The following is a 24,684-nucleotide window of genomic DNA, read 5'->3' as shown; positions in this document are numbered from 1 at the left end:
CCACCTCCGAAGTCGGCAAAATCACCAAGTCCACCCCCATGGGCTCCCTCGACGCACCCTTCAACCCGGTGTCCCTGGCCATCGGAGCCGAAGCCACCTTCGTCGCCCGCACCGTCGACTCCGACCGCAAACACCTCACCGACGTCCTGCGCGCCGCCGCCGACCACCCCGGCACCGCCCTCGTCGAGATCTACCAGAACTGCAACATCTTCAACGACGGCGCCTTCGACGCCCTCAAAGACAAACAGCAGGCCGAAGAAGCCGTCATCCGCCTCGAACACGGACAGCCCATCCGCTTCGGCACCGACAACACCAAAGGCGTCGTCCGCGACCCGGCCACCGGCGACCTCACCGTCGTCACCATCACACCCGACAACGAAACCCAGATCCTGATCCACGACGCCCGCAACCCCAGCCCCACCACGGCCTTCGCGCTCTCCCGCCTCGCCGACCCCGACACCCTCCACCACACCCCCATCGGCGTCTTCCGCAGCGTCGACCGCCCCGTCTACGACACACAAATGGCCGACCAACTCGACGCCGCCATCGAACACAAGGGCAAAGGCGACCTCGCCGCACTCCTGACCGGCGGCGACACCTGGACGGTCACTGCGGCCTGAAGACGGCCCGAAAACCGCGTAACCGGTTTGTTAACGGCCGTCACTCACCCTGCTCGACCCGCTCCCCTTTTTTCCGTTCCCGTCAGCTCTGCCCGAGGAGGACCGATGAGCGCCCCCACCGCCCTCGCCCCGCAGCACGGTCTCGCCTGGCTCGAAGCCGTCGTCGGCGACGGCTTCGCCCGGTCGCTTCAAGAAGGCCTCCACCGCTCGGCCTACGGCCGGGCCCGGCGGCCGGGCGGCGCCCCCGAGGACCCGGCCTGGCCGGAACGGATGCCTCTCGCCCGGGACCACGGCGACCAGGTGTGGCGGGAGCGGCGGAGGCTGGCCCGTACGGTCCACGACGAGCTGGGCACTGCCCTGGAGGCCGCCGCCCGGCGGATCGAGCTGCACGCCGCAGCCGCGGAACCGGCGGCGTGCGCGCACCTGGAGGAGGCCCGCGAGGCGCTTCTGCAGGCCATCGACGTCACCCGGCGGCTCGCCGGGGGCCTGCACGAGCAGACCGTGCTGCCGCCCCTGGTCGAGGCGTTGGAGGAGTTCGCGGCCGCGGTCGGGTCCGGTGGCACGGAGGTGCGGTTCCGGGCGACGGGCGACGAGCGGCTGCTGGCGGACGTGTGCCGCCGGGAGCTGTTCCTGACGGCCCGTGAGGCCCTGTACAACGCGTTGCGCCACGCCGGCGCCCGGCAGGTGACGGTGACACTGCGCTTCACCCGGCGCTGGGCGCACGTGGGTGTCGTCGACGACGGGGCCGGCTTCGACGCCGCGGCCGTCCTGGCGGCGGGCCACCGGGCTCCGGGCCTGCGGTCGATGGCGGACCGGGTGGAGGACCTGGGGGGCCGCCTCACGGTGGAGAGCGCGCCCGGCGAGGGCACCCGGGTCGGCGTCCACCTCCCGCTGCGTCCGCGGGAGGAGCGCGGGTGACGAGACGCGTCACCGGTACGGCGCGTACGACGCGTACGACACGACGAGGGCCCCGCGCGGGATGCGGGGCCCTCGTCGGTGGGGTGCGCGGGCGCCCGAGCGCGCCCGCCCTGCGGCGGCGTCCGTCAGGCGAACGCGGCGGCGTGGTCGGCCGCCCAGTCCCGGAAGGTCCGGGCGGGCCGGCCGGTGAGGTGGCGCACCGTCGGCAGGACGACGGCCTTGCCACCGGCCCGCTGCCGTTCCGCGCTGGTGAGGAACGCCTCCGCCACGGGCCGCGGGTGGCGGCGCAGCAGCCGTTCCTCGGCCTCGCTCCGGGTGAGCTCCTCGAACCGCAGGGGCCGTCCGATGATCTGAGCGAGCTGGGCGGTCTGCTCGGCCGCGCTGATGGCCTCCGGCCCCGACAGGGCGTACGCCCGGCCCTCGTGCCGACCTGGTTCGATGAGGGCGCGGACGGCGACGGCCGCGATGTCGCGCGGGTCGACGCAGGCGACGCGGGAGGTGCCGTACAGGGCGCGGACGACTCCCTCGGTGCGGATGCCGGGGGCCCAGGACAGCGTGTTGGACATGAAGGTGCGGGCACGCAGGAACGTCCAGGCGAGTCCGGAGTCGCGGATGACGGCCTCGTTCCGGCGCTGGGTGCGGGTGATGAGGTCGTCGGCGGGCTCCGTGACGGCGAGCATGGACAGTTTGACCACGTGCCGTACGCCGGCGTCGCGGGCGGCCCGTACGAACCGGGCGTCGTCGGGTTCGGTGACGCGGTTGGTCACCAGGAGGGCGGCGTCCACGCCGCGCAGGGCCGCGTCCAGGGAGTCCCGGTCGGCGTAGTCGGCGCGTACGGTCTCGACGCCGGGCCCCGTGACGCACACCCGGCCCGGGTCTCGGGCGAGGATGCGTAAGGGCCGCTGCCCGCACAGGAGGTGGGCGACCTCGCGGCCGACCGCCCCCGTCGCCCCCGTCACCAGGATCATGGCACTCCTTCCGGGGGTACGGTCAGCGGGTGGGCGTGGGCCCGGACAGGGTGGCGGTGAAGACGCTCTCGGCGTCCTGCTGTCCGGTGACGCGGACGGCGAGGGTGCCGGGGGCGCTGTCCGGCAGGACCGCGGCCCTGATCCAGCAGGGCCGGTCGAACTCGGCGTACCGGTCGAAGCGCGTGACGCCGGCGGTGGGGACGAACCGCGCGCCGGCGGTGGCGGCGCAGGCGGCCTGGCGGGCGGCCTCCAGCAGGAGCATGCCGGGCACGTGGTCCTTGGGCCGCTGGAAGAGGGTGCGGTGGGCGGTGTCCACGCGCAGTTCCCACAGGTTGCGGTGGAGCGTGGGCGACAGGACGACGTCCTCGTCGCGGGTCCGGCCGGCCGGGGCGGCGGACAGCGCCCGGGTGGTGGCGCGCCAGGGGCGGGGCGTGGCGTGGTCGCCGCGCATCCGCTGGTAGACGGACGGGCTGATGAACCGGGGCAGTCCGGTTCCCGCGGCGACGAGGTGGCCGTCGCGGCGGACGAGCCAGTCGACCCGCCCCCGGACGAGGGTGGCACCGCGCCACACGAGGTCGGAGCAGGTGGTCTCGATGTCCACCTCGGCCGGCTCCCCTCCGACCGCCAGGTGCTCGGGGTAGCAGGCGTAGTCCAGGCCCGACATCAGGAAGTGGTGGCCGACCGGCACGCCGTACCCGGCGTGGAAGACGAGCATGGCGGCCTGCCGCATCGCCTCCATGAGGAGCATCGGGTCGTGGCGGTCGCCGTGCACGGGCGCGAAGAACGGGTGGTCGTGCGGCAGTCGGGCGCTGACCGAGAATCGGTCCTCGTCCGTGCGGGTCCAGTGGTACGGGAAGGCGTCCTCGGGTCTGGTCCGGTGGACGAGCTCCATGGGAACCGGTTGACCGGTTTTTCTCTGCGGACGAGTGGCTATGGCCACACCCGACATAAGGGCATCTGAGTACATGGGTCCCCCCCGGGGCACATGGCGGCGAAACTGGTCTGTGGTGCGCGCGCACTGATAAGATACAGACTGAGCGGTTTTTTTTCTAGGGTGACCGGTCACTGACGGGACGTGATCACCCGGCGATGTCAAAGACAGAGGAGGCAGGCGTGGCCAAGCAGGATCGCGCGATCCGCACCCGCCAGACGATCCTGGAGGCGGCGGCGGTCGTCTTCGAGCGACAGGGGTACCAGGCGGCCACCATCACCGAGATCCTCAAGGTGGCCGGGGTGACCAAGGGCGCTCTCTACTTCCACTTCCAGTCCAAGGAGGAGCTGGCGCTCGGCGTGTTCGATGCCCAGGAGCCGCCCGAGCAGGTCCCGCCGCAGCCCCTGAAGCTGCAGGAACTGGTCGACATGGGCCTCTGGTTCACCCACCGGCTGCGGACCAACCAGCTCACCCGGGCCGGGGTACGGCTCTCCATGGACCAGCAGGCGCACACCCTGGACCGGCGGGGGCCGTTCCTGCGGTGGCGGGAGATGCTGCTGGGACTCCTCGACCAGGCCCAGGAGAACGGCGAGCTGCTGCCCCACGTGAACACCGCCGAGGCGGCGGAGCTGATCATGGGGGCCTTCACCGGCATCCAGATGGTGTCCCAGACCCTCAGCGACTACGCGGACCTCGAGGAGCGCTACATCTCCATGCAGCGCCACATCCTCCCCAGCCTGGCGGTGCCCTCCGTACTCGCCGCACTGGACCTGTCGTCCGGCCGCACGGACCGCATCACGGCCGAACTGGCCGCCACGCAGGACTGAACCCCGCACGATCACCCCCACGTACGGCCGCACCCCGCGCGCCGGCCCACGACGCGCGACCGCGGGAACGATCCCCCCACGGATCCCCCGACGGATCGCCGGCCCATGCCCCTCCCCCACCTCCGAGCCACCCCGGCCGCGCCTCGCCCCGCCGCCCCGCCGGCCGGTGAACACCAGGCTCACCGCGCACCCACCGAAGCGGCCGCCGCCGTCCCCCGCGGACGTGCCCGGGCTGCCCATGGCCGGCCAGTCGTACCGCCTTGTCCCCCGCCCGGTCCCCCGCGGCCCTTTCCCGCAGCGGGCGGCGTCACGCCGACGCGGAAGTGCCGCAACGCCCGCGCGAAGGGCCTCAGTCGCCGGACAGGCCCTCGCTGAGGACCGCGCGCGTGGCGGTGTACGGAGGGGGCGCGGGTATCGGGGTGAGGTGCCAGGCGGGATCGGGAAGCGGTGTGGGGGCCGTGCCCACCAGGAGGGTGGTGGGGTCGGTCCGGAGGCCGGTGCCCCGCGCCTTGAGCACCGCTTCCTTGCGGGTCCAGGCGCGGGCGAAGGCCGCCGGGCGCTCGGCCGCGGGCAGCAGGGCGAGTTCGGCTTCCTCCGCCGGGTGCAGGGCGCCCGGAAGTACGTGCGCGGGGATGCGCTCCACGTCCACTCCGACCACCGCCCGCTCCGACAGGGCGATCACGAAGAGGTCGCCGGCGTGCGCGAGACTGAAGTGGACGGGGTTCCCGGGGACCACGGGGCGGCCGTGTGGACCGCCGCACCCGGCACACGGCGCCTGGTGGATCCGGACGTGCTCGGGCCGCTGGCCGAGCCGCTCCCCGAGCAGGATGCGCAGCGCCACGTGCGCGGCCAGAAAGCGGTCGCGGTCCTCGGCGCGGGCGAAGCGGGCCAGCCGGGCCCGCTCCGCCGCACTCAGGATCCCCGCGTTGCGCTCCGCGTGGGCCTGCCGGGGCGTCACCCGTGCGAGGTGGACGCCGGGCACGCCGCACGGGAGCGGTGGTGGCAGCGGGTCAGCCGACGACATCGCCCGGGGCGGCCGCGGGTTCCGGTGACAGGAGCTGGACCGCGCCGTCCGAGTCGTACGAGCCGAGGAGCAGGAACTCGCTGGTGAATCCGGCGATCCGCTTCTTTCCGAGGTTGATCACGCCGACGACGAGGCGGTCCTTCAGCTCCTCGGGCCGGTAGTTGGTGACCTGCGCGCTCGTGGCCAGCACTCCGGCCGGGCCGAAGTCGGCAGTGATCTTGTACGCGGGCTTGCGGGCCTCCGGGAACTCCTCCACCGTCAGGACGCGGCCGACGCGGATGTCGGAGGAGAAGAAGTGGGCCGGGTCGGTCAGGGGCTTGGGCGCGGTGCTGTCGCTCATGGTTCTCGCTCTGATCGTCGGGACGCCACGGCCGGACGTCGTGGCGTGGAGGCGGGAAGACGCCTGCGGCTTACGGTAGTTCGAAGGGGAGCGTGATGCCGTCGAGGGCCCGGGCGCAGCGGCAGGTGCGGTCGGCGGGGAGCAGCTCCACGGTGCGCAGGACGAGGGACCGCATCCGCTCGGTGTTCGCGGCGAAGACCTTGAAGACCTCGTCCTGGGACACGCTCTCCTCCTCGTCCAGGCCCGCGTCCAGGTCGGTGACGAGGGCCAGGGAGGTGTAGCAGACCGCGAGTTCGCGGGCGAGCACCGCCTCCGGTGTGCCCGTCATGTTCACCAGGGACCACCCCTGGGCCGCATACCACTGCGACTCCGCGCGGGTCGAGAAGCGCGGGCCCTCGATGACCACCATGGCGCCACCGGTGCGCACGCCCTCACCGCCCGCCTCGGCCACCGCGGCCGTGCCGTGCGCGCAGTACGGGTCGGCGAACGGGACGTGGACCGCGCCCCGTTCGTGGAAGGTCTGGACGCGGCCGCTCGTCCGGTCGACCAGCTGGTCGGGGACGACGATGGTGCCGGGGCCCAGGTCGCGGCGCAGCGAGCCGACCGCGCAGGGGGCCAGGATCTGCCGGACACCGGCCGCACGCAGGGCCCAGATGTTCGCCCGGTAGTTGATCCGGTGCGGCGGGTACTCGTGGTCGCGGCCGTGCCTCGGGAGGAAGGCCACCCGGCGGCCCGCGACCGTGCCGATGGACAGCGGAGCGGAGGGATCGCCGAACGGGGTGGTCACCTCGGCCTGTTCGGCGCCTTCGAGCAGCTCGTAGAAGCCGCTGCCGCCGATGACGCCTATCTCCGCCGGTGCGGATGTCGATGCCGTGCTCACGCTCGTACCACCTGGATCTCGGTCAGGGTCTGGACGGTGGGGTGGGGGCCGTGCTCGGCCAGGCCCTCGGGGGCCGGGTCCTCCGGACGCTGGACCCGTACGGTCTGCCAGCCGGCCGCCGCCGCGGCGGCCAGCTCGGCCGGCGCGTCGCTGAGGAAGAGAGTCCGCCCGGCCGGGGCCCCGAGGGTCCGGCCGATCCGGCGGTAGGAGTCCGGGTCGTCCTTGGGCCCGGTGTTCTCCAGGTCGAAGTAGCCGTCGAGGTGGCGGGTCAGGTCGCCGTACGCCGTGGTCGCGAACCAGTCGCGCTGGGCCGCGGCGGCCCCGGAGGAGTAGATGTAGCGGCCGATGCCCGCCTCGGCCCAGGCGGCGAGCGCCCCGGGCACGTCACCGTAGACGTGCCCGGCGAGGCTGCCGTCGGCGTACCCCTCGGCCCAGATCCGCGCCTGGACCGCCTTGAGCGGGGCGGCCTTGACGTCGTCGTCGGCCCACCGGGTCAGGGTGCGGACGGCGTCCGCCTCGTCGGCCGCGCCGGTCGCGCGGACCAGTTCGCCGTGGAGCGGGGTGTCCCGGTGCGCGGCGAACCAGCCGGCGATCCTCTGCCGTGCGTACGGGAAGAGGACCTGGCGGACGTGGGCGGCCGAACCGGTGGTGCCTTCGATGTCGAGCACCACCGCCTCGGCGGTGAGGACGTTCATCCGGCGGCCGCCAGCAGCGCGTCCAGGCGCGGGAAGCGCTGGGCGATCGGGTCGCCGGTGAACTCGCCGACCCAGCCGTCCTCGCGCTCGAAGAAGCGGATCGCGCAGAACTCGGGCTCCGGCCCCATGTCGAACCAGTGGGTGGTGCCCGCCGGTACCGACAGCAGGTCGCCCGCCTCGCACACCACCGCGAGGACCTTGCCCCCCAGGTGCAGGTAGAAGCAGCCGGTGCCGTGTGCGAAGAAGCGGACCTCGTCCTCGCTGTGCCGGTGCTCCTCCAGGAAGGCGGAGCGCGCGCCCGCGGCCTTCTCCCGCCAGGCGTCGCTGTCCTCGGGGTGCAGCATCACCACGTCGACGAGGCGCAGGCCCTCGGCGGCGCGGAGTGCGTCGACCTCGGTGCGGTAGCGCTCCAGCACCTCGGCGGGGTCGGTTCCGCCGGCGACCGGGCCGCGCACCTCCCAGTGGCGCAGCTCGACCGAGTGCTCGCGCAGAGCGGCGGCGATCTCGTCGGCGTCGCGCGTCCGCAGCAGTACGGTCTCCGGAGCGTCGTCCGGCATGACGTGGAGCAGGGTCATCCGTGGCCTCCCTGGCCGGTGGCGAGTACGAGTTGCCGGCAGACGGCCTCGATGCATTCGAGCCGGTTGCGGGCCTGGGCGAGGTCCCGGCCCCAGACCGTCACCCCGTGGTCGGTGATCAGCAGACCGGGTGCCCGTTCGGGGCTTCCCGCGGGGGCGCCGGAGCGCAGGTACGCCTCCAGTTCGGCGGCGATCCGCGGTACCTCGGCGTGGTTGGCGAAGACCGGCACGGTGGTGCGCGAAGGGTCGGACAGGCCGAGTGCCTTGAGGAGTTCGTGGCCGGCCAGCTCCAGGGTCCGGGTACCCCCGGCCGCGCCGACACGGCTCGCCACGGCGGTCGCGTACGGCGAGTGGACGTGGACGACGGCGCCGGCGTCGGTGGTCCGGTAGACGGCGGCGTGGATGCACGTCTCGGCGGAGGCCCGCAGCCCGCCCTCCTCGGCGGGTTCCCCCGTCCGGGCGTCCACGAGAACGGTGTCGGCGGCGGTGAGGTCGCCCTTGTCCCGGCCGCTGGCGGTGATCAGGGCGTGCCCGGACTCGCCGGGCAGCCGTACCGAGAGGTTGCCGGAGGTGGCGGGCATCCACCCACGCTCGTAGAACCGGCGGGAGAAGCGGGCGAGGTCGGCGCCGAGCCGCTGCCGGGTCGAGGCCGGACGCAGGGACTCCTTCTCGGTGACCACGGCGGTGACGAGCTCGGCCGGGGTGACGTCGAAGGCGGGGTTGTAGACGCCCGCGCCCGCCGGGGCGACCGCGGTGCCCGCGAAGGCGGTCACCTCGTGCGCGGGGCGCTCCTCGATGACGATCCCGGAGCCGTCGGGCAGCGCAGGGTCCCGGGTGGACTCGGGGGCGACCACGATGAAGGGGATGCGGTGGCGGGCGGCGGCCAACGCGAGGCCGTAGGTGCCTATCTTGTTGGCGACGTCCCCGTTGGCGGCGATCCGGTCGGCTCCGACCAGGACCACGTCGACCAAACCGCGCGCGAGGGCGGACGCGGCGGCGGAGTCCACGCAGAGCCGGTACGGCACCCCGGCCTCGCCCAGCTCCCAGGCGGTCAGCCGGGCGCCCTGGAGCAGTGGCCGGGTCTCGTCGACCAGGACCTCCTCGACCAGACCGCGCCCGGACAGCTCGATGATCACCCCCAGGGCGGTGCCCAGCGCGGCGGTGGCCAGCCGGCCCGTGTTGCAGTGCGTCAGGATGCGCAGCGGCCGGTCGGGGGTGAGCGAGAGCACCAGCTCGCAGGCGCGGTCCACGGCGGCCCGGTTGACGGTGATGTCCTCGTCCAGCATGGCGAGGGCCTCGTCGAGGACGGCCTGCCTGCCGTCGCCCAGGACGCCCAGCACCCGTTCGACGGCCCACGCCAGGTTGACGGCGGTGGGCCGGGCGGCGGCGATCCGGGCCGCGTCCGCGCGCACGGCGGCCCGGTCGAGGGTGCCCGCGGCCTCATCGGTGTGCCGGAACGCCGACATGGCGACGCCCAGGGCACCGGCCAGACCGATGGCGGGCGCGCCCCGCACGGCCAGGGTCTGGATGGCGTCGATCAGCTGGTCGACGGTCTCCAGCCGCAACAGCCGGTACTCATGGGGCAGGGCCCGCTGGTCGACGGCCAGCACCACCCCGTCGGACCACTCCAGCGAGGGGCGCGGCGTGCGGACGGAACTCGGCTTCGGGGCCACGGGTCAGTCCTCCGGTCCGAAGTCGAGCCCGCCGCCGAGACGTACGGTGACGCACTGGCCGAGGCGGTTGGTGGTGGTGTGCAGGACGGTCGCGTCGACCGAGCCGAGGAGTTCCAGCAGGCCCTCCGCGCTGAAGGACTGGGAGGCGAAGCCGCCCTCGCCCTGGAAGGCGACGCCGCCGTAGTCGCCGGGGACCTCGTCGAGCTCCTCGATGCCGCAGGCCGTGTAGTAGGCGCGGCGGACCGCGGTGGTCGACGGCTGCTCGTCGAAGACGGAGATCACACCGATCCCGCCTGCCGCGGCGGCGCTGTGGAGCACCTTCTCGGGCTCGGCGAAGTTGCCCAGCAGGTTGAACGGGAACAACTGCAGCGGGCGCCGGCCGCCGATTTCGAGGGCCCAGGAGCTGCTGTGCAGCACGTCGCCTATGAGACCGCGGGCCTGCCCGTCGAGGCCCTCCTCGTGGATGCGCCGGTTGAGGCGGGCGATGGCGCCGGGCGAGATGTCGATGCCCAGGTAGGGCAGGCCGGCGGCGCGCGCGACCTCCAGGGCCCGTCCGTCGTAGCAGCCCAGTTCGACCAGGCTGTCACAGCGGTGGCGGATGGCGGACTTCAGCGCCGCGAGGCCCTCCATCTGGAGATAGGAGAGCAGCTCGTCGGGGAAGTGGGCGGCACGCATGATGGCGGGTGCGCCGCCGTCGCGGTAGAAGGAGCCTGCGGGGAGGGTCTCGCTCGCGCCGCCTTCCGTACGTGTGAACGCGGTGGATCTCAAAGCTGTTTCACCTCTCGGGGGATGCCCGGCGCCGTTCGGCTCGTGGTTCTCACTGCTCGGGGCGGAAGCGGTTGATGGCGTCGATGTGCCGGGCGCGCAACTCGTGGTCGCGCACGCCCAGGCCCTCCTCGGGGGCCAGCGCGAGGACGCCGACCTTGCCCTGGTGGAGGTTGCGGTGGACGTCGTACGCGGCCTGACCCGTCTCCTCCAGGGAGTACACCTTCGACAGGGTGGGGTGGATCTTGCCCTTGGCGATCAGGCGGTTGGCCTCCCACGCCTCGCGGTAGTTGGCGAAGTGGGAGCCGACGATCCGCTTCAGCGACATCCACAGGTAGCGGTTGTCGTACTCGTGCATGTAGCCCGAAGTCGAGGCGCAGGTGGTGATGGTGCCGCCCTTGCGGGTGACGTAGACGCTGGCGCCGAAGGTCTCGCGGCCGGGGTGCTCGAAGACGATGTCGACGTCCTCGCCGCCGGTGAGCTCGCGGATGCGCTTGCCGAAGCGCTTCCACTCCTTGGGGTCCTGGGTGTGCTCGTCCTTCCAGAACTTGTAGCCTTCGGCGTTTCGGTCGATGATCGCCTCGGCGCCCATGGAGCGGCAGATGTCCGCCTTCTGGTCGCTGGAGACGACGCAGATGGGGTTGGCGCCGCCGGCCAGCGCGAACTGGGTGGCGTACGAGCCGAGGCCGCCGCTCGCGCCCCAGATGAGCACGTTGTCGCCCTGCTTCATGCCGGCCCCGTTGCGCGAGACCAGCTGGCGGTACGCGGTGGAGTTCACCAGGCCCGGCGCCGCCGCCTCCTCCCAGCTGAGGTGGTCGGGCTTCGGCATCAGCTGGTTCGACTTCACCAGCGCGATCTCCGCCAGGCCGCCGAAGTTGGTCTCGAAGCCCCAGATGCGCTGCTCCGGGTCCATCATCGTGTCGGAGTGGCCGTCGGGGCTCTCCAGCTCCACGCTCAGGCAGTGCGCGACCACCTCGTCGCCCGGCTTCCAGGCGTTGACGCCGGGGCCGGTGCGCAGGACCACGCCCGCCAGGTCGGAGCCGATGACGTGGTACGGCAGGTCGTGGCGCTTGGCGAGCGGCGAGGTCCGCCCGTACCGCTCCAGGAAGGCGAAGGTCGGCAGAGGTTCGAAGATCGAGCTCCACACCGTGTTGTAGTTGACCGAGGACGCCATGACGGCCACCAGGGCCTCGCCCGGGCCCAGTTCGGGCAGCGGCACCTCGGTCACGTGCAGGGACTTGCGCGGATCCCGTTCGCCGGTGGGGATGCCGTCGAACATGGCGGTGTCCTCGGCACGCAGCACGACCGCCCGGTAGGACTCGGGCAGGGGCAGGGCCGCGATGTCGCCGGGTGACCGGTCGGCGGCGGGGGCGAGAAGGGTGTCGAGGAGCTGCCTCATGCGACGGCCTCCTTCGTACGGGGCCGCACACGGACCAGCAGGGGGCCGGCGGGGCGCAGGGCCATGCCGAGGTCCACGGGGACCCGTCGGCCCGGTGGATCGTGCGCTTCGACGTCGAAGCGCTGGAGGACGGCCGCGAGCACGATGACCGCCTCCTGCATCGAGAAGTGCTGCCCGATGCAGGCGCGGGGACCGCCGCCGAAGGGGAACCAGGCGTACCGCGGGCGGCCCGCCTCCGCCTCGGGCGTGAAGTGCTCGGGGTCGAAGTCGTCCGGCCGCGCCCAGTAGGCGGGGTGGCGGTGGGTGACCCAGGGGGCCAGGTAGACGTCGGCCCCCGCCGGGATGCGGAACCCGTCCACCTCGGCCTCGGCGACCGCGCGGCGCCCCATGATGGCGACGGCGGGATAGACGCGCATGGTCTCCTTCAGCACCTGGTTGAGGTACGGCAGAGCCTCCACGTCGGCGGCGCCCGGGCTGCGTCCGGCCAGGACGTCGTCGACCTCGGCACGGGCGCGGGCGCGCACCTCGGCGTCGCCGGCGAGCAGGTGCAGGGCGTAGCCGAGCGTCGTCGCGGTGGTCTCGTAGCCGGCCAGCAGGAAGATCAGGACCTGATCGCGGACGGCGTCGGCGCTCAGTCCCGAACCGTCCTCGTCGCGGGCCCGGACCAGCAGCGAGATCATGTCGTCGGCCTCGTCGGCGCCGGCGCGCTGGGCGATGATCCGGTCGCAGATCCCGAACAGCTCGCGCTGGGCGGCCTGTGTCCGGCGGTTGGCGGGAGTGGGCCACGTCCGGGGCAGCCGCACGGGCGAGACCCCGCGGCGCAGCACGCTCTCGCCGATGACCGGGAACTGGCGGCGCACCACGTCCACGGCGGCCTCGATGTCGGCTCCGAAGAGAATACGGCTCACCGCACGAAGGGCAAATTCCGTCATTACCGCGGACGCGTCCACGACACCGTCGGGCTGTGTCTGCCAGCCGGAGACGGACCGAATTATTTCAGCATGCACCGCGCCCGCGTATTCGTGCACCCGGCGCCGGGTGAACAACGGCTGAACCATGCGCCGCTGGAAGATGTACTCGTCGTCCTGGCTGGTGAGCAGGCCATTTCCGACGGATTCCCGGATCTCGGTGTACGTCGGATTGTCCTTGCGGAAATTGGCCGACTGCGAGGCGAGTACCTGCTGGACACCGTCGGCGGAGAAGACCCCGTACATCTCGGTCCGCGCGCCCGGCGGGCCGGCCTGGAAGCGCACCACGTCGCCGACGGTGCTCCGGGCCCGGAGGTAGGCCGCCAGCACATCGTGCCGCAGCTCCTTGAGCGATCCGAGTAGGGGATGGCCGACGACCAGCGGTACCTGTCTCACGGACTTCCTTTCCGGTCGAATTTCCTGGGACTCAGGATTCTGGCCAGATCACACCACGCTCCGCCAGGGGGGTAAGTGGAGTGTCCATATTTTTCCGAATGATCCAGGCAGGCGGTTCTCGGGTATGAGGAACCTATTGCCGGTGCGCCTGGTATCGGGAACCTATTGCCGGTGTGCCTGGTATCAGGAATACCAGGCACCGGAATTTCTGGATCGGCACGGACACATCCGTGCAGGCTGTGACCCTGAAGTCAGCATGCGATCGACTGAGCAGGGGAATCGTGAGTTCATCCGTGTGGTCACCGTTGACGGCCTACCAGCGCGACATCTGGGTGGCGCATGCACTGTTTCCACGGCTTCCCCAGTTCAACCTGTACCTGGCGCGCCGCTTCTCGGGCGCGGTGCGGACCGAGGAGCTCGCGGCGGCGCTCGGCGCCGTGGCGGCCCGTCACGACGCGCTGCGGCTGGAGTTCCGTGAGGTGGACGGGGTCCCGCAGCAGCGGGTGGCGCAGACCCGGCCGCAGGTCGAGGTGCTGGACTTCAGCGGGAGCGGAGCGGACGCCGGCGCCCGCATCACCGAGTGGATCGAGGCCGCGTACGACCGGCCGTTCGCCCTCGGCGAGGGACGGGCCTGCGAACTCGCCGTGCTCAAGGAGAGCGCGGACGCCGCCCACGTCTTCATCAGGGCGCACCACATCGTGGCGGACGCGTGGGCGCTGAACCTGCTGCTCGCGCAGACCGTCGCGGCGGCGGCCGCCGAGGAGCCGGCTCCCGACGCGGAGCCGGAGCCGTCGGCCCTGGCCGCCTTGGCGGACGAGGAGCGCTACCGCGGCTCGGCGCAGTACGCGAAGGACCAGGAGTACTTCCGCACCATGCTGGCCGGGCTGGAGCCCCCGCTGTTCGCCCGCAAGGCGCCCAGCGGGCAGCGCACTTCGGCCCGGCACTCCTTCGCGCTGCCGGCCGGCGCCGTCGCCCGGATCCGGGAGCGCGGCGAGTCGCCGTTCGCCTTCGTCGCGGCGGCCTTCGCGGTGCACCTCTCGCGTCTGCACCTGACCGAGGACGTGGTGCTGGGTGTTCCCCTGTTCAACCGCCGCGGCCGGGACCAGCGCCGCACGGTCGGGCAGTTCGCCAACACCCTGCCGCTGCCCGTGAGGGCGGACGCGTCCGCCACCTTCACCGAACTCGTCGGCTCCGTCCTGCGGGACTCGCGCGAACTCCAGCGCCACGAGCGGATGCCGCTGGGCGACGTGCTGCGCGAGGCGCCGGCCGCCGTCGGAGGGGGCGCGGCCCGGTCGCTGTTCGACGTGACGCTCTCGTACGTCCAGTGGCCCGCCGCCCACGACCTGCCCGGCACCACGCAGGAGACCACCGGCGCCACCCGCGCCCACGACCATGATGTGCTCGCGGTCGTCGTGAACGAGGTCGCGGACGGCGAGGACGTCCTGGTCGAGCTCGACTACGCCACCGACGTCTTCGACTCCGACTTCCCCGTGGAGTCCTTCGGCCGCCATGTGCGGAACCTGGTGCTCGCCGCCCTGGAGACACCCGACCGTCCGGTGTCCACGCTCTCCGCTCTCGACCCGAAGGAGCGGGCCGAACTGGTCGAGGGCCACAACCGCACCAGCGCCGCCTTCCCCGAGGACGCCACCCTGCACGGCCTCTTCGCGGAGCAGGCCGCCCGCACCCCGGACCGTACGGCGGTGACCGGCCCCGGCCCGGACGACTCCCTCACCTACGCCGAACTCGACGACCGCGCGGCCCGCCTCGCGCACGCCCTGCGCGGCGACGGCGTGGAGCCCGGCGACCGGGTCGCGGTGCTGATGGAGCGGTCGCCCGCGCTGCTGCCCGCGGTCCTCGGCGTGCTCAAGGCGGGCGCCGCCTACGTGCCGGTGGACCCGGGCCACCCGGCCGAGCGGATCCGGCTGCTGCTGGAGGACAGCGGTGCACGTGCCGTACTGACCGGGCCCGGCGCCCCCGCCCTGCCCGAACTCCCCGGCGTGGTCGTCCGACGGGCCGACGGGGAACTGCCCGAGGTGCCGGCCGGGGCCCTGCCCGAGAGGGCCGGACCGCGCAACCTCGCCTACGTCCTGTACACCTCGGGTTCCACCGGCCGCCCCAAGGGCGTCATGGTCGAGCACCGCTCGGTGGTCAACCGGCTGAACTGGATGCAGCGCGGCTACCCGATCGGCCAGGACGACGTCCTGCTCCAGAAGACCCCGGTCACCTTCGACGTGTCCGTGTGGGAGCTGTTCTGGTGGCAGTCGGCCGGCGCCGGGCTGACCCTCCTCGCACCGGGTGCCGAGAAGGACCCGCGGGAGATGCTGGACACGATCGCGGACCGGAAGGTCACCGTCGCGCATTTCGTGCCCTCCATGTTCGGCCAGTTCCTGGAGCTGCTGGAGGAGCGCCCCGAACTCGTCCGGCGGGCCGCGTCACTGCGCCGGATCTTCTGCTCCGGCGAGGCCCTCCAGCCCGAACACGTCAACCGCTTCAACCGGGTCTTCGCTGCGGCGTCGGCGGCGCCCGCGCTGGTCAACCTGTACGGCCCCACCGAGGCCACCGTCGACGTCTCGTACTGGGACTGCCCCACCGGCCCGGACACGCGGGTGGAGCGGGTCCCGATCGGCCGGCCCATCGACAACACCGAGCTGCACGTCCTCGACCCGTACGGCAACCCGCAGCCCGTCGGCGCCCCCGGCGAGCTGTGCATCGCCGGCGTCGGTCTGGCCCGCGGCTACCTGGGGCGTCCGGACCTCACGGCGCAGTCCTTCGTCGACCACCCGTTCACACCCGGCGAACGCCTCTACCGCACCGGGGACCTGGCCCGCCGGCTCGCCGACGGCAGCCTGGAGTACCTGGGCCGGATCGACGGACAGGTCAAGATCCGCGGCAACCGCATCGAGCTCGGCGAGGTCGAGCACCGGCTGTCGCTGGTCCCGGGCGTCCGCGGCGCGGTGGTCCTGCACCGTGTCTCGCAGGACCGCGGCGGCTCGCTCATCGGCGCGTACCTGGCCGACTCCGAGCTCGACCAGTCCCTGCTGCGGTCGGAACTCGCCCGTAACCTGCCCGAGTACATGATCCCCGCCCGGTTCGCGCGGATCGACGCGATCCCGCTGACCCCCAACGGCAAGGCGGACCGGCGCACCCTGCTGCGGACCCTGCCGCACCGGACCGCCGCCGACGCCTCCGCGCACACCGCCCCGCGCGACGCGACCGAGCAGGCGCTGGCGGAGATCTGGTCCGAGGTGCTGGGCGCCGAACGGGTCGGCGTCCACGACGACTACTTCGTGCTCGGCGGCGACTCCATCACCATGCTGCGCGTCCGGGCCGCGGCCGAGAAGCGCGGCCTGGCCGTCACCCTCCCCGACATGGCCCGCTACACCACCATCGCGACCCTGGCCCCCCAGGTGCGCCCCCTCGATCCGCAGACCACCCCGCAGGCGGCGCCTCTGGAGCCGTTCGCGCTGGTCACCGGCATGGACAAGGCCAGGCTGCTGGGGATGGGCGCCGTCGACGCGTACCCGGCCACCCAGCTGCACCTGGGCATGATCTACCACGGCAGCGAGGAGGGCAGCACCACCGTCTACCGCGACGTGTTCCGCTACCGGCTGCGCGTCGACTGGGACGAGCGGGCCTTCCGCGCCGCATACGCGCGGCTGCTCGAGCGGCATCCCGTGCTGCGGTCCTCCTTCTCCCTGGGCGAGTACACCGAGCCGCTCCAGATCGTGCACCCCGAGGTCACCGGCACCCTGGACGTCGTCGACCTGCGCGGCGCCGAAACCGAAGCCGAAACCGAAGCCGAAGCCGAGACGCGGGTCCTCGCCCACATCGAGGAGCGCCGCCACTTCCCGTACGACCACGAGCGGCCGGGGCTGCACCACACCCGGGTGCACGTCCGGGAGGGCGTGCTGGACCTGGTCCTCAGCTTCCACCACGCCATCCTGGACGGCTGGAGCGTCGCCAACGTGATGAGCGAGCTGCTCCAGGACTACCAGCACGGGCTGGGCGCGCCGGTCGGCCCCGTCCCCGACCGGACACTGCCGTCCGCCGCCGAGCACGTACGCCAGGAGCGGGCGCTGCTGGACTCGGCGGAGGCCGCCGACTACTGGCGCACCCTGCTCGACGGGGCCGAACCGGCGCAGCTCGACCCGTTCGTGCCCTACGAGGCGCCGCGGGCGGGCGGGGACGTCGTCCACCACATCGAACTCCCCGAGGACGTGGAGCGCGGGGTCAAGGACCTCGCCCGGGAGCACGCGATACCCCTGCGGCTCGTGCTGTTCGCCACGCACTGCCTGACCCTGCGGCTGCTCACGGGGGCCGAGGACGTCACGACCGGCCTGGTCACCCACGGCCGCCCCGAGGTCGCCGAGGCCGAACGGATGGCCGGCCTGTTTCTCAACACCATGCCGTTCCGGCTGCGCGGCGGCCGGGGATCCTGGCTCGACCTGCTGCACGACGTCGTCGGCCAGGAGCGGGACTCGCACCCCTACCGGGCCTACCCCCTCAGCGCGATCCAGAGCGACCGCGGCGGCGCCCCGCTGCTGGACACCGCGTTCACCTTCGTGCGGCTGCACAACCTGGAAGCGCAGCTGCGCACCGACCGGCTCGAGCTGCTCGACCTGACGACGTACGAGGAGACCAACTTCGGTCTGCTCACCAACGCGATCGTCGACCCGCGCGACGGCCGGGTCCGGCTGCGCCTCAACTGCGCCGGCCGTGCCTTCACCGCCACCCAGGCGGCTCTCTTCGCCGACGTGTACACCGCGGTGCTGCGCCGGATCACGGAACACCCCTCGGAAGCCGTGCAGTTCGACTTCCTCGCGTCCCGGGGTGACCTCCCGGCCAACCCGGCGCCCGAACCGGCCGACGTGGTCAGCAGGTTCACCGCCATGGCGGCCCGGCAGCCCGACGCGGAAGCCGTCGTGTTCGGCGACGTCCGCTGGACCTACCGCGACCTCGACCGGGCCGCCTCCCAGGTCACGGCACGGCTGCGGGAGCTCGGCGTACCGGCCGGCGCCGGGGTGGGCATCGCCCTGGACCGCTCGCCGGAGATGATCGCCACCGTGCTCGGCGTCCTGCGCGCCGGCGCGGCCTGCGTCCCCCTCGACGTCAGCTACCCGGCCGAGCGGATCGCCCTGATGATCGGGCGGGCGGCGCCGTTCCGGGTCATCGCCCACGCCGCGCACGCCGCTCTCGTGCCCGACCCGGAGCTCCTGCTCCCCGTGGAGACGATCCCGATGCCGGGTACGCCCGGTTTCGACGAGGCCGCCCCCGCGGCGGAGGCGCCGGTCGCGCTGCCGCTCGACAGCCTGTGCCTGATCCTCTTCACGTCGGGCTCCTCCGGTGAGCCCAAGGGCGTCGAACTCCCGCACCGCCTCTGGGCCAACTACACGCAGTGGCAGCTGCGCGCCGAGACCAACGCGCCCGGCGCCCGTACCCTGCAGTTCGCCCCGCTCAGCTTCGACGTCTCCTTCCAGGAGATCTTCTCCACCATGGCCTGCGGCGGCACGCTGCACCTGGTCTCCGAGACCGACCGCCGCGACCCGGCGACCCTGCTGCGCCTCCTCGACGAGCAGGAGATCGAGCGCTGGTTCATGCCGTTCGTCGCGCTCCAGACCGTGGCGGAGACCTCCGACCTGCTGGGCATCCGGCCGCGTGCCCTGCGCATCCTGATCTCCTCGGGTGAGCAGCTGCGCGTCACCGAGGAGCTGCGCCGGTTCTGCGCCGTACGGCCCACCCTGCTGGAGAACCAGTACGGGCCGACCGAGACCAACATCGCAAGCGCCTACCTGCTGTCGGGCGACCCGGCGGACTGGCCCGCCCTGCCGCCCATCGGCACGGCCATCGACGGCGCCGAGATCCACGTCCTGGACGACCGGCTGCGGCCGGTCCCGGTCGGCGTGCACGGCGAGATCTACCTCGGCGGCGCCTGTCTGGCCCTGGGCTACAAGGGCCGCCCGGACCTGACGGAGGAGCGGTTCGTACCGCACCCCACCCGGGCCGGGGCGCGCCTCTACCGCACCGGCGACGTCGGGCGCGTCCTGCCCGACGGGAACGCCGTGTGGCTGGGCCGCGCCGACGACCAGGTCAAGGTACGCGGGTTCCGCGTCGAGCCGGCCGAGGTGGAGATCGCCATCACCGCCCTGTCCGACGAGTTCCCGGGCATCCGGGGCGCCGCCGTGGTCGCCCAGAAGCGCGGCCCCGGCGGGGAGTCGTTCCTGGTCGGGTTCCTGCTCGGTGAGGAGGGCTCGGCCGACCTGGGCGAGATCCGCACCCGGCTGCGCCGCGTGCTCCCCGACTACATGGTGCCCGCCCACCTGGTGTGGCTGGACCGCCTGCCGATGACCCCGAGCGGCAAGCGGAACGACGCCGCCCTGCGCCGCATGGAACTCAAGACGGCCGAGACGGTCGCGCCCACCCTGCCGCGCGACGCCATGGAGCAGTCCCTCGCCGCGATCTTCGGGGAAATGCTGAACCTGCCCCACATCGGTGTGCACGACGACTTCTTCGCCTCCGGCGGCACCTCGCTGACCGCGATGCGGCTCATCGTGACCATCGAGAAGCGGTTCGGCCTGCGCATGCCCCTGACCGCCTTCGTCGCCGCGCCGACCATCGCGATGCTCGCCGACAAACTGCGCTCCGGTGCCGCGGTCGCCGCCTTCGACCCGGTCGTGCCCATCAGGGCCGTCGCGTCCGACGAGGGCGGCCGCACCCCGGTCTTCCTGGTCCACCCGCTCGGCGGCAACGTGCTCTGCTACGTACGGCTCGCCCGGCATCTGCCCGACGACCAGCCGCTGTACGCACTCCAGGCGGCCGGCGGCGAACCGGGTACCGAACCGATCACCACGATGGCCGGACTGGCCCGCAGCTACCTGGACGCGATCAAGCGCATCCAGCCGGAGGGCCCGTACCGGCTCGGCGGCTGGTCGTTCGGCGGGTTCGTGGCCTTCGAGATGGCGCGCGAGCTGCGCCGGACCGGGGAGGCCGAACTGGCTCAGCTGATCCTGCTGGACTCCATCGCGCCGGATCCGGGCCAGCGGCCCGAGGTCGCCGAACAGGCCATGATGGAGTGGTTCTTCTGGGAGCTGATCTGGGTCGACCGCGGCGGCAGCGCGCCCGTCGACCGGATCCCGGCCGACCTGACCACCGACGACGAGCGGCTGGACTACATCGCCGATCGCGCGGCGGCCGTGGGCATCGTCCCGGTGGCCACGGCCCGGACCGCCATCCGCCGGCTCTTCGAGGTCTACAAGGCGAACTGGAACGCCCTGCGGGACTACATGCCCGCACCCGAGCCGATCGACCTGACCCTGGTCAAGGCGACCGCGCCGCTGCCGGACGTCCTGCGCCCCATGCACGGCGCCGCCCGCACCCTGCACGAGGCCCCGGCGAACGGCTGGGCGACCCTCACCAGCGGCCGCGTCGACGTGGTGGAGGTGCCCGGCGACCACCTGCTGCTCCTGGACGAGCCGTACGTGCGCTCCGTCGGCCAGGCCATCACCCCGCACACCGTGCCCGACGCGGCGCGGGAACCGCGGGCCGCGGACGCGCCGCACGCACAGACCGAGCACACCTCCGACGAAGGGACCGCACAGTGACGGCCGGCAGGAACATCAAGGCGATCGTCGTAGGGGCGGGCATCGGCGGGCTCACCGCCGCCGCCACCCTGCGCAAGGTCGGCCTGGACGTCGAGGTCTACGAGCGGGCCCGGGAGCTGAAGCCCGCCGGCGGTGCCCTGTCCTTCATGACCAACTCCGTGCTCGCGCTGCGCACGCTCGGCATCGATCTGCGCCTGGAGGAGCACGCGGAGATCCTGGAGGAGCTGCACTTCCTGACCACCTCCGGCAAGGTCATCCGCACCCTGCGGTTCAAGGAGATCTGCGACCGGCTCGGCGCGCCCAGCTTCGGCATCTCCCGCACCCTGCTGCAGCGACTGCTGCTGAAGGAGATCGACGACTGCCCGCTCACCCTCGACGCCGCCGCCACCGGGTACGAGCAGGACGCGGACGGGGTGACCGTACGGTTCGCCGACGGCCGCGAGGCCCGCGGTGACGTACTGATCGGCGCCGACGGCTTCGGCTCGGCGATCCGGCGCCAGGTGGCCGGCCCGGAGGAGCCGCGCGAGACCGGCTACCTGTGCTGGGTCGCCACCCCCGACTTCACCCACCCGCGGGTGCCCAAGCAGTACGGCGCCCACTACTGGGGACGCGGCAAGCGCTTCGGCATCGCCAACATCGGCAACGGCCAGGTCTACTGGTGGGGCACCAAGAACATGCCCGTCGAGCGGGCCCGTGACTGGCGCGGCGGCAAGGACGAGATCCTGGACGCCTACGCAGGCTGGGCCCCGGAGGTCGTGGCGGCCGTCGAAGCCACCCCGATCGAGGCGATCACCGCCTTCCCCGCTCGCGACAGGCCGTTCCTGGAGCAGTGGGGCGACGGCCCGGTGACCCTGCTCGGGGACGCCGCCCACCCGATGATGACCAGCCTCGGCCAAGGCGCCTGCATGGCCGTCGAGGACGCGGCGGTCCTCGCCCACTGCCTGCGCGACGCGATCGCCGCCGGGGACGGCGCCCGCCGGGGGCTGCGCTCCTACGAGGCCGCCCGGCGGGCCCGCACCCGGAAGATCGTCGAGGGTGCCCACGCGCTCAGCGGCCTGGAACAGACCGAGTCGCGGCTGCGCATCCTCGGCCGCGACCTGTTCTTCCGGTTCGCGCCCTCGTCCGTGCTGGACAAGACCAACGCCGAATACCTCGACTTCGCCCTGGAGGCCAGGCAGTGACCACGTGGAACGCGGCCGACGCCGCCGCCGAGGCGGACCGTCCGCTGAGCCCCCTGGAGCGGTGGTACTGGATCTGCGACCAGATCTCCCCGCTCAACGTCATCTCGCACGCCCGGCTGTACGGGCCCTTCGACGCGGGGCTGGCCTCGCGCGCGCTCGCGGCGCTCCAGAGCCGTCACCCCCTGCTGCGGTCCGCGATCACGGCCGACGCACAGGGCCGCAACCCGCGGTTCCGGCCCGCGCCGGGCCGCGAGGTGCCGCTGCGCACCGTCACCGTCACCGCCCCGGCCGCCGGCCCGGACGGTGACGGGGGTGGCGCGGAGGCATGGGAGCGGGAGGTCAACGCGTACGAGCTCGTCACCGCCGTCAACTGGCGCACGGGGCCGCTGGCCCGCGCCCTGGTCGTGACCCGGCCCGGCGGCGACGGCGCCCCGGACGTGCACGACCTGGTGCTGGCCGTGCCGCACTGCATCGCCGACGGCACCACGGTGCTCACGCTGATGCGGCAGTGGGTCGAGCTCGCGGCCGCGATCGCCGCGTCCGAGTCCCGGGACGCGGAGCGGGCGCTGCGGACCGGCTCCCTGCGGACCCTGCCCGCGCCCGAGCAGCTGCTGCCGGCCGCCCACCGGGGCCTGGCGGGCCTGCGCAAGGTCGTCGGCCAGCAGATCGCCGACCAGGGCACGGCCAAGCGGATCAAGCCGCGCCGCTTCGAGCCCACGTCCCGCGTGCCGTTCGAGGGCCGTGTCACCCAGCTCCTGGGCCGCTCGCTCGCCGCCGACGAGCTCGCCGAACTCGTCGCGGCGTGCAAGCGCGAACAGACCACCGTGCACGGGGCGCTGGCCGCGGCGATGGCGACCGCGGCGGCGCAGGACGCCGGCGACCGGCCGGGCCCGCTGGTGATCGGTTCGCCCATCACCTTCCGCGACGCGCTGGTCCCGCAGGTCACCGAGGACGAGATCGGCACGTACGTCGCCACCGTGCCCTCGATCGTCGACTACCGGCCGGGTGCCCCCCTGTGGCCGATGGCCCGGGCCATCAGCCGGGACCTCGCGCGCCGCCGACGGCGCGGCGAGCACCTGACGGCCGTCGCCACGCTCGGGCCGGTGGCCCCCAAGTCCGTGGCGAAGAGCGAGCGTTTCCTCCGCTTCATGGAGGAGAAGGGCCCGATCACCCTCTGCGTCTCCAACGTCGGCCGGTACGACTTCCCGGACGCCGTCGGGCCCTGGCGGGTGACCTCGGCCGAGTTCATCGCCGGACTGTCCGTCAACGCGTACTACTGCGCCGCGATCACCACCGCCCACGGCCGTCTCGCCTGGAACTTCACGCATGTCGAGGGCGCCGTCCCCGCGGACCGGGCCGAGCGCCTCGCCGCCTCCTCGCTGGAGGCGGTCCGCACCGCCGTCAAGCACCCGTAGGGGGTGCCTCCTCCCTCCCCGCCCACGCAGCACCTACCCCGGAGAACCACCGTGCCGAACAGGACGCCACTGCTGTCCCCCCACGGGAAGGCCGTCGTCGTCACCGGAGCCTCCTCCGGTCTCGGCGAGGCATGCGCCCGCAACCTCGCCCGGATCGGCTTCCAGGTGTACGCCGGTGTCCGGCGCACCGAGGACGCCGAACGGCTCACCGCGTCCGGGGCCGCCCGGCTCGTCCCCGTGATCCTGGACGTCACCGACGAGAAGACCATCGCCGCCGCCGTCGACCGGATCGCCGAGGAGAACCCCGAGACCGGCCTCTTCGGTCTGGTCAACAACGCGGGAATCGCCGTGACCGCACCGCTGGAGTGCGTCTCCCCCGAACTGCTGCGCCGGCAGCTGGACATCAACGTGGTCGGGCAGCTGGCGGTGATCCAGGGCTTCCTCCCGCTCCTGCGCACCGGCGCCGGACGGATCGTCAACATCACCTCCGGGCTGGGCAACGTCGCCATCCCGTACCTGGGGGCCTACGCGGCGGCGCAGTTCGCGAAGGAAGGGCTCAGCGACGCGCTCCGCCGCGAACTGGCGCCGTTCGGCATCCCGGTCTCCGTCGTCCAGCCCGGAGCGGTCATGACGCCGATCTGGGACAAGATGGCGCTGGAGGCCGGCCGCACCCTCGAGGACGCCCCCGAGGCGGTCGCCGAGCTGTACCGGGACACCTTCCTGCGCTTCCTGGAGACCAACGAGCACTCGGCGCGCACGAGCGCGGTCACGGCGGACGACGTGGCCCGCACCGTCATGCGGGCGCTGGTCGTCAAGCGCCCCCGGACCCGCTACGGCGTCGGCAAGGACGCCACCGGCGGCCGGCTGCTGGCCCGTCTGCTGCCGGACCGGGCCATCGACAAGGTCTTCGGCGGCATCGTCACCGCCGCGTCCTGAGCCGCCGGCACCACCCCCATCCGTCCCGTATGCCCCGCGCAACCCCTCACAGAGAAGGAACACGCATGACCCACACCCCCCAGGAACTCAAGGACCTCTTCCGCCACAGCCTGGAGCTGCTGTCCACGGGCCGCGTCGAGGAGTGGGTGGGCCTGTTCGCCGAGGACGGCGTCCTTGAATTCCCCTACCCCGCCTGGGGTTTCCCGAGCCGGATGCAGGGCCGTGAGGAACTGCTCGCCCAGATGACCATGTTCGGCCAGCAGCTCAAGGTCGCGTTCTCCGAGCCCGAGTTCTACGCCGCGGGCGAGGACGGCCTGGTCATCGCCGCGTTCACCGGTGAGGCGACCCTGCTGGCCACGGGCGGCCAGTACACCCAGACGTACCTGTCGGTGGTCCGCTTCGAGGACGGCCGGATCACGCTCTACCGCGACTTCTGGAACCCGTGGCTGGTCATGGAGGCCGCAGGCGGCGAGATCGCCTGGAAGCAGGCCCTCCAGGCCCTCGCCGCCGGAACGGGCACCGCGGCCTCCTGACCGGCCGTCCACCCCTCGCGGCCCCGGCCATCACCCGGGGCC

General features: G+C 72.9%; 18 protein-coding genes and 1 pseudogene. 8 read left to right on the top strand and 11 right to left on the bottom strand.

Features of this window, described 5'->3' with window-relative positions:
- Positions 1 to 620 (top strand): annotated as a pseudogene (locus AB0A69_RS27005) (2-oxoacid:ferredoxin oxidoreductase subunit beta); the annotation flags it as partial.
- 105 nt (positions 621 to 725) lie between these two features.
- A complete protein-coding gene (locus AB0A69_RS27000; protein WP_361427208.1) occupies positions 726 to 1,538 on the top strand; it encodes an ATP-binding protein in 813 nt (270 codons plus the stop codon).
- Between the two features lie 125 nt (positions 1,539 to 1,663).
- On the opposite strand, the gene AB0A69_RS26995 is transcribed toward AB0A69_RS27000, so the two are convergent.
- Together AB0A69_RS26995 and AB0A69_RS26990 are read right to left on the bottom strand one after the other, a co-directional pair.
- Positions 1,664 to 2,506, bottom strand: coding sequence for an SDR family oxidoreductase (locus AB0A69_RS26995; RefSeq protein ID WP_361427205.1), 843 nt, complete (start codon positions 2,504 to 2,506; stop codon positions 1,664 to 1,666).
- 22 nt (positions 2,507 to 2,528) lie between these two features.
- Positions 2,529 to 3,398, bottom strand: coding sequence for a ScbA/BarX family gamma-butyrolactone biosynthesis protein (locus AB0A69_RS26990; protein WP_361427202.1), 870 nt, complete (start codon positions 3,396 to 3,398; stop codon positions 2,529 to 2,531).
- A gap of 221 nt (positions 3,399 to 3,619) precedes the next feature.
- On the opposite strand from AB0A69_RS26990, the gene AB0A69_RS26985 reads away from it, so the two are divergent.
- On the top strand, positions 3,620 to 4,264 hold the full coding sequence (locus AB0A69_RS26985; RefSeq protein ID WP_361427199.1) for a ScbR family autoregulator-binding transcription factor: 645 nt from the start codon (positions 3,620 to 3,622) through the stop codon (positions 4,262 to 4,264).
- 349 nt (positions 4,265 to 4,613) lie between these two features.
- Here the strand turns inward: AB0A69_RS26985 and AB0A69_RS26980 are convergent, their stop codons facing one another.
- The 9 genes from AB0A69_RS26980 to AB0A69_RS26940 form a co-directional block, all read right to left on the bottom strand.
- The gene (locus AB0A69_RS26980) at positions 4,614 to 5,222 is read right to left on the bottom strand and encodes a 4'-phosphopantetheinyl transferase superfamily protein (protein WP_361427196.1); all 609 of its coding nucleotides are present in this window, start codon (positions 5,220 to 5,222) and stop codon (positions 4,614 to 4,616) included.
- Positions 5,223 to 5,274: 52 nt separating this feature from the next.
- Complete coding sequence (locus tag AB0A69_RS26975; RefSeq protein WP_361427193.1) at positions 5,275 to 5,628, bottom strand: tRNA-binding protein; 354 nt, start codon at positions 5,626 to 5,628, stop codon at positions 5,275 to 5,277.
- Between the two features lie 70 nt (positions 5,629 to 5,698).
- Positions 5,699 to 6,508, bottom strand: a complete 810-nt coding sequence (locus AB0A69_RS26970; protein WP_361427190.1) for an S-methyl-5'-thioadenosine phosphorylase — start codon at positions 6,506 to 6,508, stop codon at positions 5,699 to 5,701.
- Positions 6,505 to 7,203 (bottom strand): acireductone synthase, encoded by a 699-nt coding sequence (mtnC, locus tag AB0A69_RS26965; protein WP_361427187.1) that lies wholly within the window; start codon positions 7,201 to 7,203, stop codon positions 6,505 to 6,507. Before mtnC ends, AB0A69_RS26970 begins: the two co-directional genes overlap by 4 nt.
- Positions 7,200 to 7,778 (bottom strand): cupin, encoded by a 579-nt coding sequence (locus AB0A69_RS26960; RefSeq protein WP_361427184.1) that lies wholly within the window; start codon positions 7,776 to 7,778, stop codon positions 7,200 to 7,202. The genes mtnC and AB0A69_RS26960 overlap by 4 nt, the downstream gene beginning before the upstream one ends.
- A complete protein-coding gene (mtnA, locus tag AB0A69_RS26955) occupies positions 7,775 to 9,451 on the bottom strand; it encodes an S-methyl-5-thioribose-1-phosphate isomerase (RefSeq protein ID WP_361427181.1) in 1,677 nt (558 codons plus the stop codon). The genes AB0A69_RS26960 and mtnA overlap by 4 nt, the downstream gene beginning before the upstream one ends.
- 3 nt (positions 9,452 to 9,454) lie before the next feature.
- A complete protein-coding gene (locus tag AB0A69_RS26950; RefSeq protein WP_361427178.1) occupies positions 9,455 to 10,219 on the bottom strand; it encodes a hypothetical protein in 765 nt (254 codons plus the stop codon).
- A 49-nt stretch (positions 10,220 to 10,268) separates the two neighbouring features.
- Entirely contained in the window at positions 10,269 to 11,615 is a 1,347-nt protein-coding gene (gene ccrA / locus AB0A69_RS26945; RefSeq protein WP_361427175.1) for a crotonyl-CoA carboxylase/reductase, read from the bottom strand.
- Positions 11,612 to 12,979, bottom strand: a complete 1,368-nt coding sequence (locus AB0A69_RS26940; protein ID WP_361427172.1) for a cytochrome P450 — start codon at positions 12,977 to 12,979, stop codon at positions 11,612 to 11,614. Before AB0A69_RS26940 ends, ccrA begins: the two co-directional genes overlap by 4 nt.
- Positions 12,980 to 13,260: 281 nt before the next feature.
- Here AB0A69_RS26940 and AB0A69_RS26935 point away from each other — a divergent pair, with 281 nt between their 5' ends.
- The 5 genes from AB0A69_RS26935 to AB0A69_RS26915 all read left to right on the top strand — a co-directional run bounded on the left by AB0A69_RS26935 (position 13,261) and on the right by AB0A69_RS26915 (position 24,642).
- A complete protein-coding gene (locus AB0A69_RS26935) occupies positions 13,261 to 20,577 on the top strand; it encodes an amino acid adenylation domain-containing protein (protein WP_361427169.1) in 7,317 nt (2,438 codons plus the stop codon).
- Entirely contained in the window at positions 20,574 to 21,758 is a 1,185-nt protein-coding gene (locus AB0A69_RS26930; protein WP_361427166.1) for an FAD-dependent monooxygenase, read from the top strand. The genes AB0A69_RS26935 and AB0A69_RS26930 overlap by 4 nt, the downstream gene beginning before the upstream one ends.
- Positions 21,755 to 23,173 (top strand): short-chain dehydrogenase, encoded by a 1,419-nt coding sequence (locus AB0A69_RS26925; RefSeq protein ID WP_361427163.1) that lies wholly within the window; start codon positions 21,755 to 21,757, stop codon positions 23,171 to 23,173. Before AB0A69_RS26930 ends, AB0A69_RS26925 begins: the two co-directional genes overlap by 4 nt.
- Positions 23,174 to 23,224: 51 nt before the next feature.
- A complete protein-coding gene (locus tag AB0A69_RS26920; RefSeq protein ID WP_361427160.1) occupies positions 23,225 to 24,109 on the top strand; it encodes an SDR family oxidoreductase in 885 nt (294 codons plus the stop codon).
- Positions 24,110 to 24,174: 65 nt separating this feature from the next.
- Positions 24,175 to 24,642, top strand: coding sequence for a nuclear transport factor 2 family protein (locus AB0A69_RS26915; RefSeq protein ID WP_361427157.1), 468 nt, complete (start codon positions 24,175 to 24,177; stop codon positions 24,640 to 24,642).
- Positions 24,643 to 24,684: the final 42 nt, after the last annotated feature.

Source organism: Streptomyces sp. NPDC045431, assembly GCF_040646655.1.
Taxonomy (GTDB): domain Bacteria; phylum Actinomycetota; class Actinomycetes; order Streptomycetales; family Streptomycetaceae; genus Streptomyces.
This window is presented reverse-complemented; position numbering and strand designations above follow the sequence as displayed.